This window comes from Vibrio sp. KUL70 (genome assembly GCF_059725515.1).
This window is the reverse complement of the sequence record NZ_AP045834.1, coordinates 1,432,822-1,449,399: the sequence shown is the minus strand read 5'-3', so window position 1 is coordinate 1,449,399 and position 16,578 is coordinate 1,432,822. Positions and strand designations below refer to the sequence as shown.

Sequence of the window (16,578 nt, the reverse complement as noted above, 5' to 3'; positions counted from 1 at the left end):
CTTTTATGTAGATAGTTGATCATTCCTCAATGGTTTTGTTACCGCACTTCTCACAAATAACGTGCCTAGAAAACTCATCCATTGATGCGATGAAAGCTCCCAAGAACATGCTCTTCACAAATCCAGAAAGGAACTCTTTTTGGGTTTGATTAGGTGAACTTGCGTAAGGGCTCGGTTTTCTAACTAGCACCACCACATGTTGCGTACGAGCTTGGCATGATGGGCAATAACAGACTTCTTGACTCATTGGCATAGTAAACTCCTAGTGTTAGCAAAACATTGGGATCAACACAAAAGGCTCACCAGTTCGCTTCCTCGCCCAGTCACGTATTCGCCTATTGGTAAACTTGCATGCTCATTAGCTATCGGTTAAACGTCACTTTTGTAAAGTGCGGGTTATCCACCAAAACTTCGAGGGTTCTGAGTTCATCCAGAACAATGAGTTGCAGCTTACCTTGATTGTCAACCTGTATGCACTCTCTTTTCTGCTCGTCTCTTTTCGTGTCCCTTGCAATACACTCAAGTTGAACACCAGACGCCAGAGTAATCACTATCGGGTAGCGATACATACAGACAATTTCGATGTAATCATAATCGCTGCAACTCATCATAATATTTACCTTTCAAGATGTTGGGTTCAAAGTTAAAGCCAGACGCCATACTAAGCAATCAGTGGAATATCTATTTTGTGATGCGTTTCCAGTATTGATACAAACCTTGAATACAACTCGTGCTATCCATTGAATAGTTATTTATACCAATATTGAAAACCAGTAACCGATCGTTTTTGTTTTTTGTTCTCATATTTACAAGATATTTAAGCGCTTGTACAAAACGGTGTAATTCTTAATTCACTGATGTTCAGATAACTCTGAGTGAACTATCAATGTAATAGAAAGTTCTTCCCTTAGAACAAATAGATATGAGCATTTTGTTTAATATGAGATCCGTTCGAAGGAATTTTGTTGGCGAAATTCTATGCTATTTATAGACCCTAGATAAGAGAGGTGAGCTATGGAATACAAACATATACTCGTCGCAATTGAGCTATCACAAGACACAAACATATTGATTGATAGAGCGACATTTTTTGCCGACAAACTCGATGCCGATCTGTCTTTCGTTTATATCGATGGAACACATGGTGAAATATATCCTGAACTGGTGGATATCAAACAGCACACTGGCGAGCTTCCATTTAATACAGACGCCGTCAAACAGCTAAGAGATTTCGAAGCATATTCAAAGCACAACATTAAGCACTTGTTTATGGGTACTGGTGACTTGACTGATAAGCTGAAAGAGACCATTGCTGCTAACCAAGTCGACTTTTTGATTTGTGGTCACCACCATGACTTTTGGAGCAAAATCATCTCACACTCCAAACAGCTTATTGATAAGTCACCGGTCGATATCTTAGTCGTACCTATCGAATAGTTACCAATCGAAAAACGGCTCAACTTAAAAAACTACCGAGTATAAGACCTCTGGTCTAGCCAAAGTCACGCTCGGTAGATGTCCCTTCCTCTTTGATTTTTCTAGCTCTTTTAACGTGCTAACCTGATCGATCAGCCATACTAAACCGTAGTTACAGCTAGTTATCTATTCACGAGATTCCAATCAAGAGAACCACAGTGATGAAAAAAATTGGCCTTTACTATTTCACTAACGACCCGCGCTTTAATCACAACGAGCTTTTATCATTGGCATGTGACCAAGTTGATGAACTGATCGGTGTCGTTATGCCTATCCAAATCTCTCCTTTCGTTCAACATCACTCTGGTGAAGACCAAGTTAGTGGGCAGAGATTGTTGTTCTGGCAGCAATCAGTTGAGGATCTCGCAAAACAGTTCGAAGCCCAAAACCAAAGCTTGTTTACAATGCACTCTAGCGAAGCAAACGACTTAATTCAGTTGATAGAAACGTGCCAAGTGAGCCACATCTATTGCAATCAACATCCCGGCAGTGATGAATACGAACTTATACGAGAGGTACAGGATTCCCTACCCCATATAAAAGTTATCTCCACCAGCAATAGCACACTGCTGAACAACGCAGAGTTACCGCTCGAGCTAAACAAGCTTCCAACATCTTTTACCCGTTTTCGTAAATTGATTGAGGCAAACAACGAGCTGTTAAACATCACAGAGCATAGTCCCGCACCCGTGCTTCCTAAAATGCCAATTGTGCTGAGAGATAACATAAACATCGCGCCTAATATTTTTGCCATAAACACCTCAGAAAATAATCAGATTTCGCGCGCATCAAGTCAAACCAGTGTGGCACTTTTTGAAGGTGGCGAAAATGCTGGGATCGCGCACATCACAAACTATTTCCAGCACTCCTATGCTAGTCGCTATAAACAGACACGAAACGCGCTCGATGGTATGAGCCACTCAACCAAATTCTCGCCCTGGTTGGCTGTGGGTTGTTTATCGCCAAAGACGATTATCAGAATGCTAAGACAATACGAAGATCAGTATGGCTCCAACGAATCAACGTACTGGATTCAGTTTGAGCTTCTATGGCGTGAATATTTCTATTGGCGTGCCAGAGCTACAGGAAATGCACTGTTTACCAACCCACAAGACAGTCACGCTTTAAGTACCAAGGCCCACGATGTAAGTACCAAGGACGAGACAGCTTTCAAGCGATGGAAAACGGGTAATACCGGCTACCCTATCGTCGATGCCTGTATGCGAGAGCTAAATGCCACTGGGTATATGTCTAACCGGGGTAGACAATTAGTGGCGAGTTGCCTTATCTACGAGTTAGGTTGCGATTGGCGTTGGGGAGCGGCGTATTTTGAAACTCAATTGGTCGATTACGATGTTGCGTCTAACTGGGGAAACTGGTCTTACATTGCAGGCATGAATGGGCAGCAGACTCGTCACTTTGATCTTGAAAAGCAGACACAAATGTACGACCCGCAACATGAATTTATCCAACGTTGGACAACCACTAACGAACTGCACCAGATCGCCAAATAGGAATAGAGAATGAAATTCAAGACTGTACGCCTAATACTGGGTGATCAACTTAATATTCAACACTCTTGGTTCTCTGCCCGAGACTCAAGTGTCTTATACATCATTGCAGAGCTTCATCAGGAGACGGGCTACGTCAATCATCACCGCCAAAAAGTTGCAGCATTTTTTAGTGCAATGACAGCTTTTGCTTCAGAACTCAAAGATGAAGGGCATCAGGTGCTGTACCTGACCTTGGATGATACCAAACAGTTTCCATCTCTAAATGAGTTGATAGAGCACTACACAACAGAGTATGACGCTGAAAAGTTCGAGTATCAACGCCCAGATGAGTACCGACTTCTAAGCCAGTTAGCTCAACTCAAGCTGACGAAAGCGGTAAAACGCTGCACCTGCACCGAGCACTTCCTGCTGCCATTTGACGAGATTGAGTCGCAGTTTCCGGCAGGCAAGCACATCATGATGGAGCATTTCTATCGTCGAATGCGTAAGCGCTTCTCTGTGTTAATGGATGACGGAAAGCCTATCGGTGGCAAGTGGAACTACGACGGCAACAACAGAAATAAGCTCAAGCCAAAAGATATCGAAACACTGCCCTCACCCTTGATGTTTGCCAATGACGTGAGCAGCATTGTGGAGCGAATGGACAGACACAATGTTCAAACCATCGGCGAAATCGATCAAACAAGACTGTTATGGCCGATTAATCGCGCCCAGAGTTTGTCTCTACTGGCGCACTTCTGCCACACCTGTCTTCCGCTATTCGGTCGTTTTCAGGATGCAATGACCAAAGAACATAGTTCTCGATGGAGCCTGTACCACAGCCGTTTATCGTTCAGCTTAAACAGCAAACTGATTACTCCCCAAGAGACCATTGATGCGGCGCTCGCTGCCTATCACAGTAACGCAAACATCGACATTTCTCAGGTCGAAGGATTCGTGCGTCAAATTCTCGGTTGGCGCGAGTATATTCGGGCGGTGTATTGGGCCAACATGCCACGCTACAAAACCATCAATCATTTCCAAGCAAATCGCAATCTGCCTCACTATTTTTGGGACAGTGACACTAAAATGCAGTGCATGAAACAATCCATTGTGCAATCACACAAATTTGCTTATGCCCACCATATTCAAAGACTGATGGTGACAGGTAACTTCAGTTTGATCGCAGAGCTCAATCCCGACCAAGTGGATGAGTGGTATCTAGGTATCTACATCGACGCTATAGAGTGGGTTGAAATGCCAAATACACGCGGTATGGCTCTGTTTGCTGATGGTGGAATTGTCGGAACCAAGCCCTATGCTGCGAGCGGCGCTTACATCAATAAGATGAGTGATTACTGCAAGGGTTGTCACTACAACGTGAAGTCACGAAGTGATGAAGATGCCTGCCCGTTCAATAGCCTTTACTGGCGCTTCATGACTAAACATCGAGAGCAACTCACTCGTAATCCAAGGATGGGGATGATCTACCGCTCTTGGGACAACATGGACAAGCAAGAGCAAGATAAGACACTACAACGTGCTGAAAATTACCTCCAACATTTGGAGGATTTGTAATGGATAATGCCAACAAAACTGTGCTAGTGATTGGAGGCTCTGGTGGTATCGGCAAAGCCGTAGCGAAACAGTTACAAACAATCGAGCCCACAGCCAACATCCATACAACTTTCTGCAACGGCAAGCCAGACTCATCAATCAAAAATGTCACCTGGCACAAAGTCGACATCACCAACGAGTTAGACGTGCAGCAGCTCGCTTCGCAATTCAATTCCTTGGACTGGGTGATCAATTGTGTTGGGATACTTCATACAGCGACACATACGCCAGAGAAGAGCCTAAACACCATCGACCCAGCGTTTTTCTTAGAGAATATGACGACCAATGCGCTTCCGACTCTACTGCTTGCAAAGCATTTTACCTCTCTATTGAAACATTCGCCTGCAGGTAAGCTTGCAACCATTTCAGCCAAGGTTGGCAGCATCAGTGATAACCGTTTGGGTGGTTGGTACAGCTATCGCTCCTCCAAGGCGGCACTCAACATGCTGATTAAGTCCATCTCCATTGAGTGGAGTCGTGTTGCCAAGAGAGCAACGATCCTCTCTCTACATCCGGGAACGACCGATACCCCACTCTCCAAGCCGTTTCAGACCAATGTTCCTGAAGGCAAACTGTTCGATGCTGATGACGTTGCGCGCCAGTTATTGAATATTATTGAAAGATCAACGCCACAAGAGAGTGGTCGCTTTTTCGCATACAACGGTGAAGAGCTACCTTGGTAATTTACGACTTGTGGATGCTGCCTTTATTGCGGCGGCAACGTTCTGAGCAATATTGCACTTGGTCCCAACACTTTTGCCACTTCTTGCGCCACATAAATGGACGCAAACACACTGGACAGAGTTTAGTGGGCAGGTCGCGTTTCTTTCGCATCGCATTTCTCTAACTTGAGGTTGTTAAAAGCTATACGGTCAACAGCTGCTAAGAGTTTGAAATACAGTTGAAATAAAAAAGAAAACAACTAAAAGGGGCAGATTGACTGCCCCTTTGTGTTTGTAAATCACTTACCGCCTATGCGACCTTAAACTCTTTACTCATCTCACTAACACCCAAACCAGAATGCTTAGTGATTTTGAGCTGGACGGGGACTCGCTCTTTTAACGCCTCGACGTGACTGATCACACCGATCATCTTGCCAGATGCATTCAAGTTATCGAGCGCATTTAGAGCAATATCTAACGTGTCGCTATCCAGAGTACCAAAGCCCTCATCGAGGAACAGCGAATCAATACTGGTTTTGTGGCTCACCAAATCAGACAGCGCTAATGCCAAAGCAAGACTCACCAAGAAGCTTTCACCACCAGAGAGCGTTTTGGTATCTCGGACCACATCGCCCTGCCACGTATCCAGCACTTGCAACTCTAGTCCATCTTCCGCTTTGCGTTTTAACTCATAACGACCGTGCAGGCGCTGCAGTTGCTTGTTAGCAAGGTAAACCAGGTTCTCGAGGGTTAACCCTTGCGCGAACTTTCTAAACTTGTCGCCATTCTTTGAGCCAATCAATGAGTTCAACTGCGAAATATCATCAAACGCTTGCTGTTTTTCATCAATCTCTTTGAACAAGTGTTGCTGATTCTCGCGATTCTTCTTGTCCATCTCAAGGTTTGCGTTAATCGCACCGATTTGACTCGCTGTCGTTTGCTGTTGTTGTTGGCAATCGGAAACTTGCTGCTCTACTTGCTCAATTTCAACCTCTTGCCATTTAGCTGCATTAGCGTGTTCGAGCAACTCGTCAACACTTTGATTAGCGGCTTTGAGCTTAGCTGAACTACTCACTATCGCGTTATCAAGTCTTTGCTTGAGTGCAACGAGATCGGCTCTAAGCTGCTCATCCAATAAAGCTTGTTCAAACTCAGTCTCGGATTCAAATGGGCTGACTGATAACGCTCGAGTCCATGATTCATTCGCCTGAGTGAGATCGTTCTGTTTGGTAGCAAGCTCTTTTAAGAGTGAAGCTTGCTTGGTTTGCCACTCACGCAGTGTCAGTTCACAGCGGTTAAATGCCGCTTTCAAAGTTTCTAACTCTTTAGTCGCTTCTTCCAACTTAGCACTCATCAACTGCTCTTGTTGTTGAATCTGCTTGTCGCCAAACAGTGCCTGACGCTCCTGCTGAACCTTAGTAAGATCATCCGAGGTCAACATAAGATCTTTCTCAAGCTGCGCCAGTTTATTGACCTGTTCAGCTAAGGATGAAGCCAAAGACTGATGTTTCTCTTGGTGAACGATCAGCGCTTTATCCAGCTCCGCTTTCTGTTGGTAGCTTGCTTGCCACTCTTGCGACGCCGCGTTTTTCTCCTCAAGCCATTGATCAATACAATCTAATTCGGGGGCGCTGTTTCCAGTCTCAGTAATGCTTTGTTGTAGACTCTGCCATTGTGATGACTGAGTTAGTTTCAATTGAGCAGTTTGCTCTTCAGCATCCACTCGCTGCTTTTGCAAGTCTGCAATACGCACTGATAATGCTTCAACTTTGTTAAGCGCATCTTTCAACGCTAGCTCAAGATTGATACGCTGTTTCTCTGCCGATTGGTAATCTACTTTGGTTTGCATTTGTTGCTGTTGAAGTTGAGTGACTTTATTCAGTTCATGCTCACAACGATCAACAAACATTGCGACAGCATCTTTATCTGCAATCTGCTCTTGAGTAACAACCCACTCCATCAACGATGTATGGTTGTCTAACTCTGCATTCGCGTATGAACTACTTGCACCCGTTTGAGTGAACTTCTCTACCAACAGCGCCCAAGATTGCTTGGCTTGCTCGGCATCCGAAGTTAGGTTTTGAATTTCACCCTCAAGGTGGTTCAAGATTGGCGCGAGTGAATCCAACTTCTGACGAAGATCCTGTCCCTCTTTTTTAACCAGAGCCAAAACCTCCGACTCTTGTTTTTGCTGCTGGAGCAACGCGTTCACATCTTGAGATTGTTCGACCGAATGGTCCGTTGAACCACACAGAGGACACTCAGACCCCGGCTCTAACATAGCGCGATACTTAGCGAGTTCACCCTCTTGAGCAATCAAGGTCTGCAAACGCTCTAGCGACTGCTCTTTCTCTTTGTAACGTTCAACCAAGACTTCACGTTGCTTTGTCAGCTCTGTGTTTTCAGATGTCTTACGCTCCAACTCGCTACGCTTAACTTGTGCTTGTTCGGTCGCCATCAAGTAACGACGTTGAACATCCGTTAACGCGTGGGTTTGTCGGTTCCACGCTTCTAAAACGTGTTTCAAGCCATTTAACTGCTCTTCGCCGTGTACCTGCTGTGACTGCTCCCATAACGCTTTCGCAGCTTGCTCAGCCGTCGTTAATGCAGACAACTCTTGAGTACTATTTTGTTGGTCTAGTGTCAGTTTCTTTACTTGCTGCTCTTGGGTGCTGATTTCATTCGCGAGACGCTCTACTCGCTGTTGCTGCTGGGTTTGCTGCTGTTCAAGCGTTCGGATCTGAGCAACATTGGTTTGCCACTGACCTAAATAGCGGTCAAGAGATTTGCTGCTTTCATGAGTCGATAAGTACTCAGCCAGCGTTTTCTCTTTCTGTTTTAACTCTTCAAGTGACTTTTCCACGTTTTGAATCAAAGACTGTTTGGTCTCTTGTTCCGCTTTAAGCAGTGATTGAGTTTGCTTCTGAGTTGTCAGTTTTTCATCGAGCAAAGCGACTTGCTGATCAAGTGGGCGCACTTTTTCTATGGTCGCCACAAGCTCAGTTTGTTCTTTGCGAAGTTGGTTTGTAGCTTCCGTTTGCGCGTTGAGCGCTGTTTCCGTTTGGATCTTATCTTGATTGCCAGTTTCAAGCTGTTTATTCGCATCATCCAATTGAGTCTTTAATGACGCGACTTCCCGCTGCACACGATGAAGTTCTTTATGAAGTGGGCGCAGCTTTTCAGCAGGTTCACTTTTCGCTAACTGTTCCAATTGATGTTTATTGGCTTCCATCTCCGCTTGAGCAGATTTCAACTCACTTTCACTGCTCGCCAGCGCTAACTTGGCTTTATTGAGTTCTCGCCACCAAGCCAAATGCTCTGACCAACCTTTCAGCTCTTGGTTAAGCTGCTTTAACGCGATCTCTAAACTCGATTTGTTTTGAGAGAGCTCTTCGACTTGCTCAGCGGTTAACAGATTTACACCTTCAGCTTTCGCTTTCAGCTGGTTTAACCCTTCTTCACTAGATTTGTAGTGCTCATAGATGCGCTCTGAGATCAGACTGTAGATCTCAGTACCCGTCAGCTCTTCTAACAATTCAGCGCGATCATTAGCATTGGCATTTAAGAACGCTGCAAACTCACCTTGAGAAAGCAAAATAGACTTAGTGAAACGGGAAAAATCGAGACCTGTCGTCGACTCAACCAGTTTAATCTTCTTACTGAGCTGAGTTTCTAATACCTTATTGGTGTCCGCATCAGCAAACTCGCAAGTGGGTGTTTGGAGTGCGCCATCATGCTTGTTACGAGCACGTTTCTGATGGAAATTAGAACGATAAGTTTTCCCTTTCACTTCAAACTCAATCTCAGCAAAACACTCGCCCGTACCGCGTGTCATGATCTCATTATTGCCTTTCGCAATGCTCTTTAGACGAGGCGTTCGGTGGAACAAGGCCAAACAGATTGCATCTAAAATCGTAGTTTTACCTGCGCCAGTCGGCCCAGTAATGGCGAACAATCCATTTTCAGCAAACGGAGATTGGGTAAAATCGAGCTTCCAACGGCCTTTGAGTGAGTTTAGATTCTCAAATTCTAGCGATAAGATTTTCATAGCAGCTTACTCAACCTCTCCGTCATTCACTTCTGTCATCACTTGTTTGAACGTCACAGTCATACGCTCTAAACGTGCTTTTTCTGATTCAGTTTCAAACTCTTCCAGTGCGATACGTTTTTCAAACACTTCCATTGGGCTCAACTCCGACAGCGTTTCTGCAGACTCTTGATTCAATGTCTGATTACGTTTTTCCCGCGCTCGTCGTAATTGCAATACTTCTACATTCAGATCTTGTGTTAATCGAGAGACACGCTCTTGAAGATCAGACAAATAGTCTTGGGTTTGCACTTCTATCGACAACCACACACTCTGCTCACCATCGAGACCAATATATTGGTTTAACTGTGTCTCAATGCTTTCAAGATCGCCCTTAATTTCAGCGAGTGGTTGGAAGGTGGGAACGTTCAGTTGAGAAATAGTACGTTGCCCTTTTTCGAACTCGACAATACACACTTGCTTGGTTGATTTAAGTTCATCAAAGCTGAGTGGAATTGGAGAGCCGCAGTAACGAATATGCTCTTGCTTCGCTACCACCTGTGGTCGATGGATATGACCCAGAGCGATGTAATCGGCTGGTGGGAAGCCATCCGCAGCAAATCCATCTAGATTGCCCACATAGATGTCGCGAACTGAATCAGATTGCTGAACACCCATAGCGGTTAAGTGCCCGGTCGCAACGATAGGAGTGGACTCACCATACTGTTTTCTCTGCGCCACCGCTGCTTGATACACGCTAGCGTAGTGCTGCTTAATCGCATCCCCCAGCTGTTTCTGCCTCTCGACACCAGAGACACCAGCTTGACTTGTCAACACGTCACGTGGACGAATAAATGGAATCGCACACACCAAGGCCTCAACCTCGCCAGACTTTCCTTTCAAAGGAAGTACCTGTGTTGAGTAATCTTCATTGGTGTTTGGAATCACATCGGTTCCCATGTACTTGAGCAGTTGCTGTGTCTCTTTGAGTACTGAAACTGAGTCATGGTTTCCGCCAAGCAAAACTAATTGGCAGTTCAATTTGCTGCAGTCTACGACAAACTTGTTGTACATCTCACGCGCATAGCTCGGTGGTGTGCTGGTATCAAAGATATCACCAGCAACGATAATGGCATCGACACTCTGTTCAACGACTTGTTGCAATAACCAATCTAGAAATTGCTGATGTTCATTTTTACGGCTTTTGTTGTAAAAGTTTTGACCAAGATGCCAATCTGACGTGTGAAGGATTTTCATGGTGTCTCGCTAAGAGGATCGGATGTTCTTAATCTATCAAAATCGTTCTTTCATATCTCTTTAATAAGCTTATGAAAAGCAACTATTCCTGCGTATTTGACTATTCGACCGCAATTTGAGCAGCTCAGCCCTCATTGACACAATTATCACTCTATCGAGTCACAAATTTCACACCGCACATTTGAGTTAAAATAATACAAATGACACTATACTGATTTCGATAAACCAAAGTAATCAACATAATGAAAATCAAACCCATTTCAGCTGCAGTGATGACGATACTCCTAGCAGGGTGTGGTAGCAGCTCTTCCTCATCAAGCGAGCCTGATCAACCAATCGATCCAACCGACCCTGTTCACGAGACCGTCGCGCCCTATAGCATCGCAAAGTATCAGAACATTCTCGACAACTCTGATCTACAGGTATCAGACCCTAATGGCAGCGAAGGTAATAAAACTTCCGAGGTTAAAGACGGAGCGTTCGATGACTACCAGAGTGACTACTTTTACGCTGAGGAAGACACTGAGAATCTTGTATTCAAAATGTCGAATTACAAGATGCGCTCAGAGGTACGCGAGTTAGAGAATTTTGATGTCAGTGAAAGCGGCATTAAACGCACTTTCTATGCGGAAGTTAAGTTACCTGAGATTGACCTCGCTATGGCTAACTCACCCGCTGATCATGATGAAGTCACTTTTCTACAGATCCACAATAAAGGTACCCATTCAGATGGAACAGGTTATATCCCTCACCCATTGGTTCGTATTGTTTGGGAGCAAGAGAGAGATGGTTTAACCGGTCACTACTGGGCGGTTATAAAAAATAACGCATTGGATTGCAGCCAAGCTTCGAATACGAGCAACTGTGGTAACTCTTACGACCGTTATGATTTAGGCAAGGCCGACTTGAAGAACTTTACCCGTTTCGAGGTTTCAGTTTTCGAAAATACGCTGTCTATCGAAGTAAACGATGAATCCAAAGCGACTATCGATATCTCTTACTGGTCGCACCTACTCAGTTACTTTAAAGCCGGTATCTATAACCAATTCGAAAACGGCGAAGGAAAAGCGCAGTTTAGCCAACTAACCTACAACAAAGAGGTTATTGATACCTCGGCTAAATGGAACATTGAAGACTGGAAGATCACCATCCCACCCAGCAAGGATAACTGGTATGGAAGTGGTGGTACGAGTGCCGCTGAGTTAGAGCCAGAACGCTGTAATTCAAGCAAAGGTGTGTTGTCGAACGACAGCAACATTTATGACAATGACATCGATGTCTCTTACTTCAATGTGGTGGATGGACAGATGCACTTTCGAGCGGATATGGGATACGGCACATCAACAGCCAACTCTAGCTATATTCGCTCCGAGCTAAGAGAGCTTTACACCAGCTCAGATAACCCAGACTGCAGCACCAGTGACGAAGGCACCAGTTGGTATCTCAACGATCTTCGAACGAAGGCAAAAAATCATACTCTTGAAGCACAATTGCAAATCAATGAGTACCCAGATCTCGACTTCAGTAAACAGCGTCCTAAAGTGGTATTAGGACAAATTCACGGTTGGAAAATCAAGCAAGCGCTGGTCAAATTACTTTGGGAAGGCCATGACAAGCCAGTACGAGTCATCCTTAATAATAATTTTTCTCGTGATAACCAAGACTGCACCAACTGTGAACCATTTAGCGTAACTTTAGGTCAATACGCTGCCAATGAAGAGTGGCGCTACATTATCCGTGCCACACAGGATGGGCTTTTCCTAGCGACGACAGATCCAGATGGTAGCAATAAGGTTTCTCATCAAATCAATTGGGGCGAGAAGTATACCGACATGAATGGTGACACCGTCACACTAAGCAGCGACTGGGCAAGTGATGACATCGCCTTTTACTTTAAAGCTGGCATCTACCCTCAGTTCAAGCCTGATGACAAGTATCAAGGCGAGATCTTCGACGTTAGCTTTAGTGAAGTATCGACCGAACATACACAGTAACCGTCTGTTACCAGTGGAGAGCTAGACATATTAAGCTCTCCACCAGGCAACCAATAGCAAAAGCCATAGAATCTGTTAAAGACTCTATGGCTTTTTTGTACGCACATAAAAAAGCCAGCAACAAAGGTTGCTGGCTTAAAAATACTAGTCTCTATCGTTTTCTTCTATGAGATAGAGTAAGTTGCGATGTAGAGAGTTGGCTTAGCCTTGGAACTCACCGTATGTTGCGTCTAGCTCGTAGAATGTTGCTTGCACGTAGTCATCTGGCTCACCGTACATGTTCTGGTTGTAAACACCAGCTTTAAAGTACATGTAGCGACCACCTTCGTCGTAACCACTGTCACTCATATCCACGACTTGAACAGCATCTTCTTTGCCTTCACGCATAAGCGTTACTGTCATGATGTTGCCTTTCACATCAATTTCATAACTGAACTTCTCACCCAGTGCGATACCGTCATCACCGATTTCACCCGTCATATCACCAACTAGGCCGTAGTAGTCTTCTGTACCTGTTTTGGTTTTCTCGTGAGCAAAGTAAACCGTACCTGTTGCTTGGTTTGGTAGCTTACGGTAGTACAGACGGATTGGCTCGTCGTCTTTGTCGTGGATTTGGCCGATAATGAAACGACCCACCTCATGAGATTGACCCGTTGTTGTGGCATGGTCGATCTTCAGGGTTGCTTTCAGCGTACCATCTACACCACCAGCCGCTTGTTGATCTTCAATTGGAGCAGAGCTAAATACCCAGTTATTCGGGTTCACACCTTTGGTTTTGTGTGACTTATCACCTGCACGCAACATTGAACGTAGTTCAGTACGAGCGTATTTTGTATTCTTCGAAGTACGCGCACCTTTCACGTAACTCTTAAACACCATACCGCCATCTTCAGCCGTAAAGAAGATGTCTTCGTTCTGGAAGCCGTGTGCTAGATCCCACTCATCAACGTCATCGGCACGACCATCTTGATTGTGGTCATAAGGTGTTGTCAGCTTCCAACGAGTTAAATCAAAGTTCTCACCCGGAGCATTAGTTGCAAGTGGAGTTGCTGGCAACGTCGGGGTTGGCATTGGCTTAGAAAGATCACACTCTACCGTTGTCTCACAAGGGCGAACTAATGGCGCACCAAAGTCACCCTTACGGTTCTTCTTCAACAGCTCTTTCTGTGCCTTTTGTTCGGCTTTCATCTGCGCGATCATGTCTACCTCTGCCGCCACTACAGCATCAGAAATAATATGGTTTGAAGGACATGCGTTGATGCCACAGTTCACCGCAGCAAGCTCTGTTACTGAGTTCCATTGGTTCTTAGTGTTGCCATAACCTACGTAACGTACGTAACGCGCCTTTACAGCCGGCTCAAACTGAAAACGCTCTAAACCTAGAGCGCGGCCAGAACTTTTCTGATCTTTAAGCACTGTAACCCAGTTCTCGCCATCTTCACTCATTTGAATATCAAATGAAGTAACACGCTCATTACCTTTACTGAACGATGCTTGAACCGCATCAAACTCGTGAACTGAACCGTAATCCAATGTTGCATACTCGCCATTACCGTTCGCAGCCCAACGAGTCATGATGTTGCCATCAATTAGCTGTTCAGGAGTGTTACCGTCATGACTACTTGCTGTAACAGCGACTGGCGTTAGAAGTGGCTCACCTGTCTCTTTGTTGTTTGGAAACTGATCTGCTACAGGCGCTGAGGTACTTGCGCAACCAACAGCTAGAACGATAGAAGATGCAAGCAAGCTTTTTAGATAGATACTTTTCATTAGACCTTTTACCTTTAATGCTTAAGTTTGAATTATTTGTATTATAAGACGAAGACAAGATACCTTATCGGCATGAAACCCAGCCATTAAGCCACGCTCCAAGCGTTGTATTACCTATGTCCTTCACGCTAATGACACAAGTATAAACATAATAAAGTAATACAAATACCCTTAAAAAGTCATAAATGAGATCGCGCTCTTATACAGCGCCATCGAATCATAGATAAATGAGATCGGAGTCTAATTGAAGCAAAGAACCAAACATGATCTCACTGTTTTATGCCCTATTTTTTCGTTCAAGATAAGCGTAGGCTACGTCACTCTGCTCGATAGAAAGCAAAAAAAAAGAGGCCAAAATGGCCTCTTTTACACTAAATTATATGATTTAGAATAATTCAGAATCTAAGTCGTCAAAGTAGCTGTATGTGCCACTGCTAGAGTTATCACCTACGTAAGCTGCAAACATAACAGGTGCACCCTCATCAGCTTCAGCAACTAAAGGATAGGTTGTGCCATCCTCTTCATAAGACGTGTATTCTTTCCCGTCAACCGTGATTGTCACATCATAAGCAGAGCTGTCAGAATTTGGCTCCCATGCCATTGTTACATCAACCCAAGTATCATGAGTATAATCGGCTAGGTCTTTTTGGCTGCCACTTTCGTTACGGAATTTGAGCGTAGAGCTACCAAACGCCACTTCAGTAAATCGCTTGCTCGAAGACGCAGTGTCTGATGAGCCTAAGAACAGGTACGTTGATTTCACATAACCTTCGGATGGAATGAACACAGACATCGACACCGAACCGGACTCCGCACCACCATTCTTGAATGTACGTGATACGACAGGCTTACCTGCAGTTGAGTTGTCATGCAGCAGCAGTGACTTATCACCTGAGTTCGCTTGTTCAGTACTTACTTCAGCAATAATCGTTGTCTCATCATCACCGTCTTTGTCACCTTTAATGACATAAGCACTGTTCGCTGCATCGATACGAATGCCCGCAGTGTAACTCTCGAAGTCATCCGTCACTTCACCCGGTACAGGATCTGTTGGGTCAGTCGGGCCTTCACCTTCAGTAACAACCGTCGCTTCCGCACTATTGTTATTGTACGGGTCCGAGCCACCTAATACAGCACCGTTAACATAGCTATCAAAATCGTCTTCGAAAACGACTTGATTATCAGTCTCATCGTTCGAATAAACCGCTAAATTATCTGCGATAAGTTCGTAATGAGTAGTGTTCGATGTATCGCCCAACTTCAATGAAATGACCGTTACGGCTGACTTATCGAATGATTCAAAGCCGTTGCCATTATTGTCGTATACAGTGTCATTGATAGTGAATGTGTAGTAACCATTTGCCCAACTCACTTCAACCGCTAAGTCTTCCCCGAGCTCATAAGTACCAACAGGCTGATCCGAGATTTGTGGTTTACCGCTAGAGTCAGTCGCTGTTGAACGATAGAAAATCTCACCCGCATTGAAGATGATTTCACCATGCAGGTTAGTGTTTGAAGTTCCTGAGCCATACAAAGAGATGTAAGCGTTGTTACCGTTGTCGTTCGCTTCTTCACTCGTGTCTGTATCTACTTGGTAGATCAGATCAACGGATAATTTACCCGAAGCAATGCTAGAAACTGTTGCTGATTCAGACAATTTTAGACGCAGTTCACCAACGTCATTTTTAGTGCCACCAAAGTTTGTATCTAAGATTTGCACCACATTGTTGATACCATTGTCTTCATTCGCTTTGGTGACAGCATCTTTAACCGAGTCGTTATCAACTTCATCTGAACCAGACAGATCAACGCCTTGGTCTTCGTCAATGAATGTCATCGACGCAGGCGTATCACCTGAAGCTTCTGTTAATGTGAACTCACCTGACACTTCCATTGTCGTGCCACCGTCATAAAGCATAAATGAGATAGTGCCGGCGTCTTCATCGTAATCGTTAGTAGATGCTGATGCGTCTTTGATCACGTACGTACCAGGTGTTGCATCATCGTCGTAGTACTTATGATTGCCATCTTCACTAAATACATACACATTTGGAAGATCTGTACCTGCCGTTGAAAAACTTGCTGCTGATGCCGCTGTACCTAGTTGCCAATAACCGCTGGTAATTTTCAATTCTGGAGATGGTACTTCAGGGTCTGTTGGTACAGGTAAGCCATCGCTATTACAGCCAAAAAGTAAGCCAGTCGACAGTGCGACCGCTGTTGCCACTTTAGAAATCTGCATAATAAACTCTCTTGTTCGTTATAACTTTTATATATTCTTA

The 16,578-nt window shown here is 44.5% G+C and carries 12 protein-coding genes; 5 read left to right on the top strand and 7 right to left on the bottom strand.

Going from position 1 to position 16,578, the window contains the following annotated elements:
* Positions 1 to 19: 19 nt before the first annotated feature.
* Positions 20 to 253 carry a hypothetical protein gene (locus AC6I7V_RS06335; RefSeq protein WP_255230806.1) on the bottom strand — a complete coding sequence of 78 codons (234 nt, stop codon included), beginning with the start codon at positions 251 to 253 and terminating at the stop codon, positions 20 to 22.
* Between the two features lie 109 nt (positions 254 to 362).
* Positions 363 to 611: a Rho-binding antiterminator gene (locus AC6I7V_RS06330; RefSeq protein ID WP_498011568.1), complete on the bottom strand. Its 249-nt coding sequence runs from the start codon at positions 609 to 611 to the stop codon at positions 363 to 365.
* A 403-nt stretch (positions 612 to 1,014) separates the two neighbouring features.
* Here AC6I7V_RS06330 and AC6I7V_RS06325 point away from each other — a divergent pair, with 403 nt between their 5' ends.
* The 4 genes from AC6I7V_RS06325 (at position 1,015) to AC6I7V_RS06310 (ending at position 5,269) form a co-directional block, all read left to right on the top strand.
* Positions 1,015 to 1,437 (top strand): universal stress protein, encoded by a 423-nt coding sequence (locus tag AC6I7V_RS06325; protein WP_255230808.1) that lies wholly within the window; start codon positions 1,015 to 1,017, stop codon positions 1,435 to 1,437.
* Positions 1,438 to 1,637: 200 nt separating this feature from the next.
* Positions 1,638 to 2,990, top strand: coding sequence for a DASH family cryptochrome (locus AC6I7V_RS06320; protein WP_498011567.1), 1,353 nt, complete (start codon positions 1,638 to 1,640; stop codon positions 2,988 to 2,990).
* A 9-nt stretch (positions 2,991 to 2,999) separates the two neighbouring features.
* Positions 3,000 to 4,547, top strand: coding sequence for a cryptochrome/photolyase family protein (locus AC6I7V_RS06315; RefSeq protein WP_498011566.1), 1,548 nt, complete (start codon positions 3,000 to 3,002; stop codon positions 4,545 to 4,547).
* Positions 4,547 to 5,269: an SDR family oxidoreductase gene (locus AC6I7V_RS06310; protein ID WP_498011565.1), complete on the top strand. Its 723-nt coding sequence runs from the start codon at positions 4,547 to 4,549 to the stop codon at positions 5,267 to 5,269. The genes AC6I7V_RS06315 and AC6I7V_RS06310 overlap by 1 nt, the downstream gene beginning before the upstream one ends.
* A gap of 1 nt (position 5,270) precedes the next feature.
* Here the strand turns inward: AC6I7V_RS06310 and AC6I7V_RS06305 are convergent, their stop codons facing one another.
* The 3 genes from AC6I7V_RS06305 to sbcD form a co-directional block, all read right to left on the bottom strand.
* Complete coding sequence (locus AC6I7V_RS06305) at positions 5,271 to 5,420, bottom strand: DUF2256 domain-containing protein (RefSeq protein ID WP_255230812.1); 150 nt, start codon at positions 5,418 to 5,420, stop codon at positions 5,271 to 5,273.
* 138 nt (positions 5,421 to 5,558) lie between these two features.
* On the bottom strand, positions 5,559 to 9,296 hold the full coding sequence (locus AC6I7V_RS06300; RefSeq protein ID WP_498011564.1) for an AAA family ATPase: 3,738 nt from the start codon (positions 9,294 to 9,296) through the stop codon (positions 5,559 to 5,561).
* A gap of 6 nt (positions 9,297 to 9,302) precedes the next feature.
* Complete coding sequence (gene sbcD / locus AC6I7V_RS06295; RefSeq protein ID WP_255230814.1) at positions 9,303 to 10,532, bottom strand: exonuclease subunit SbcD; 1,230 nt, start codon at positions 10,530 to 10,532, stop codon at positions 9,303 to 9,305.
* Positions 10,533 to 10,774: 242 nt separating this feature from the next.
* On the opposite strand from sbcD, the gene AC6I7V_RS06290 reads away from it, so the two are divergent.
* The gene (locus AC6I7V_RS06290; RefSeq protein WP_498011563.1) at positions 10,775 to 12,526 is read left to right on the top strand and encodes a polysaccharide lyase family 7 protein; all 1,752 of its coding nucleotides are present in this window, start codon (positions 10,775 to 10,777) and stop codon (positions 12,524 to 12,526) included.
* A gap of 201 nt (positions 12,527 to 12,727) precedes the next feature.
* Here AC6I7V_RS06290 and AC6I7V_RS06285 read toward each other — a convergent pair whose 3' ends face one another.
* Entirely contained in the window at positions 12,728 to 14,296 is a 1,569-nt protein-coding gene (locus AC6I7V_RS06285; RefSeq protein ID WP_498011562.1) for a polysaccharide lyase family 7 protein, read from the bottom strand.
* Positions 14,297 to 14,681: 385 nt separating this feature from the next.
* Positions 14,682 to 16,538 carry a hypothetical protein gene (locus AC6I7V_RS06280; protein WP_498011561.1) on the bottom strand — a complete coding sequence of 619 codons (1,857 nt, stop codon included), beginning with the start codon at positions 16,536 to 16,538 and terminating at the stop codon, positions 14,682 to 14,684.
* Between the last annotated feature and the right edge of the window lie 40 nt (positions 16,539 to 16,578).

What these genes read in the sequence shown, in the direction of transcription:
- AC6I7V_RS06335 (WP_255230806.1), bottom strand. Translation starts at nt 253, where the DNA reads ATGCCAATGAGTCAAGAAGTCTGTTATTGCCCATCATGCCAAGCTCGT.
- AC6I7V_RS06330 (WP_498011568.1), bottom strand. Translation starts at nt 611, where the DNA reads ATGATGAGTTGCAGCGATTATGATTACATCGAAATTGTCTGTATGTAT.
- AC6I7V_RS06325 (WP_255230808.1), top strand. Translation starts at nt 1,015, where the DNA reads ATGGAATACAAACATATACTCGTCGCAATTGAGCTATCACAAGACACA.
- AC6I7V_RS06320 (WP_498011567.1), top strand. Translation starts at nt 1,638, where the DNA reads ATGAAAAAAATTGGCCTTTACTATTTCACTAACGACCCGCGCTTTAAT.
- AC6I7V_RS06315 (WP_498011566.1), top strand. Translation starts at nt 3,000, where the DNA reads ATGAAATTCAAGACTGTACGCCTAATACTGGGTGATCAACTTAATATT.
- AC6I7V_RS06310 (WP_498011565.1), top strand. Translation starts at nt 4,547, where the DNA reads ATGGATAATGCCAACAAAACTGTGCTAGTGATTGGAGGCTCTGGTGGT.
- AC6I7V_RS06305 (WP_255230812.1), bottom strand. Translation starts at nt 5,420, where the DNA reads ATGCGAAAGAAACGCGACCTGCCCACTAAACTCTGTCCAGTGTGTTTG.
- AC6I7V_RS06300 (WP_498011564.1), bottom strand. Translation starts at nt 9,296, where the DNA reads ATGAAAATCTTATCGCTAGAATTTGAGAATCTAAACTCACTCAAAGGC.
- sbcD (WP_255230814.1), bottom strand. Translation starts at nt 10,532, where the DNA reads ATGAAAATCCTTCACACGTCAGATTGGCATCTTGGTCAAAACTTTTAC.
- AC6I7V_RS06290 (WP_498011563.1), top strand. Translation starts at nt 10,775, where the DNA reads ATGAAAATCAAACCCATTTCAGCTGCAGTGATGACGATACTCCTAGCA.
- AC6I7V_RS06285 (WP_498011562.1), bottom strand. Translation starts at nt 14,296, where the DNA reads ATGAAAAGTATCTATCTAAAAAGCTTGCTTGCATCTTCTATCGTTCTA.
- AC6I7V_RS06280 (WP_498011561.1), bottom strand. Translation starts at nt 16,538, where the DNA reads ATGCAGATTTCTAAAGTGGCAACAGCGGTCGCACTGTCGACTGGCTTA.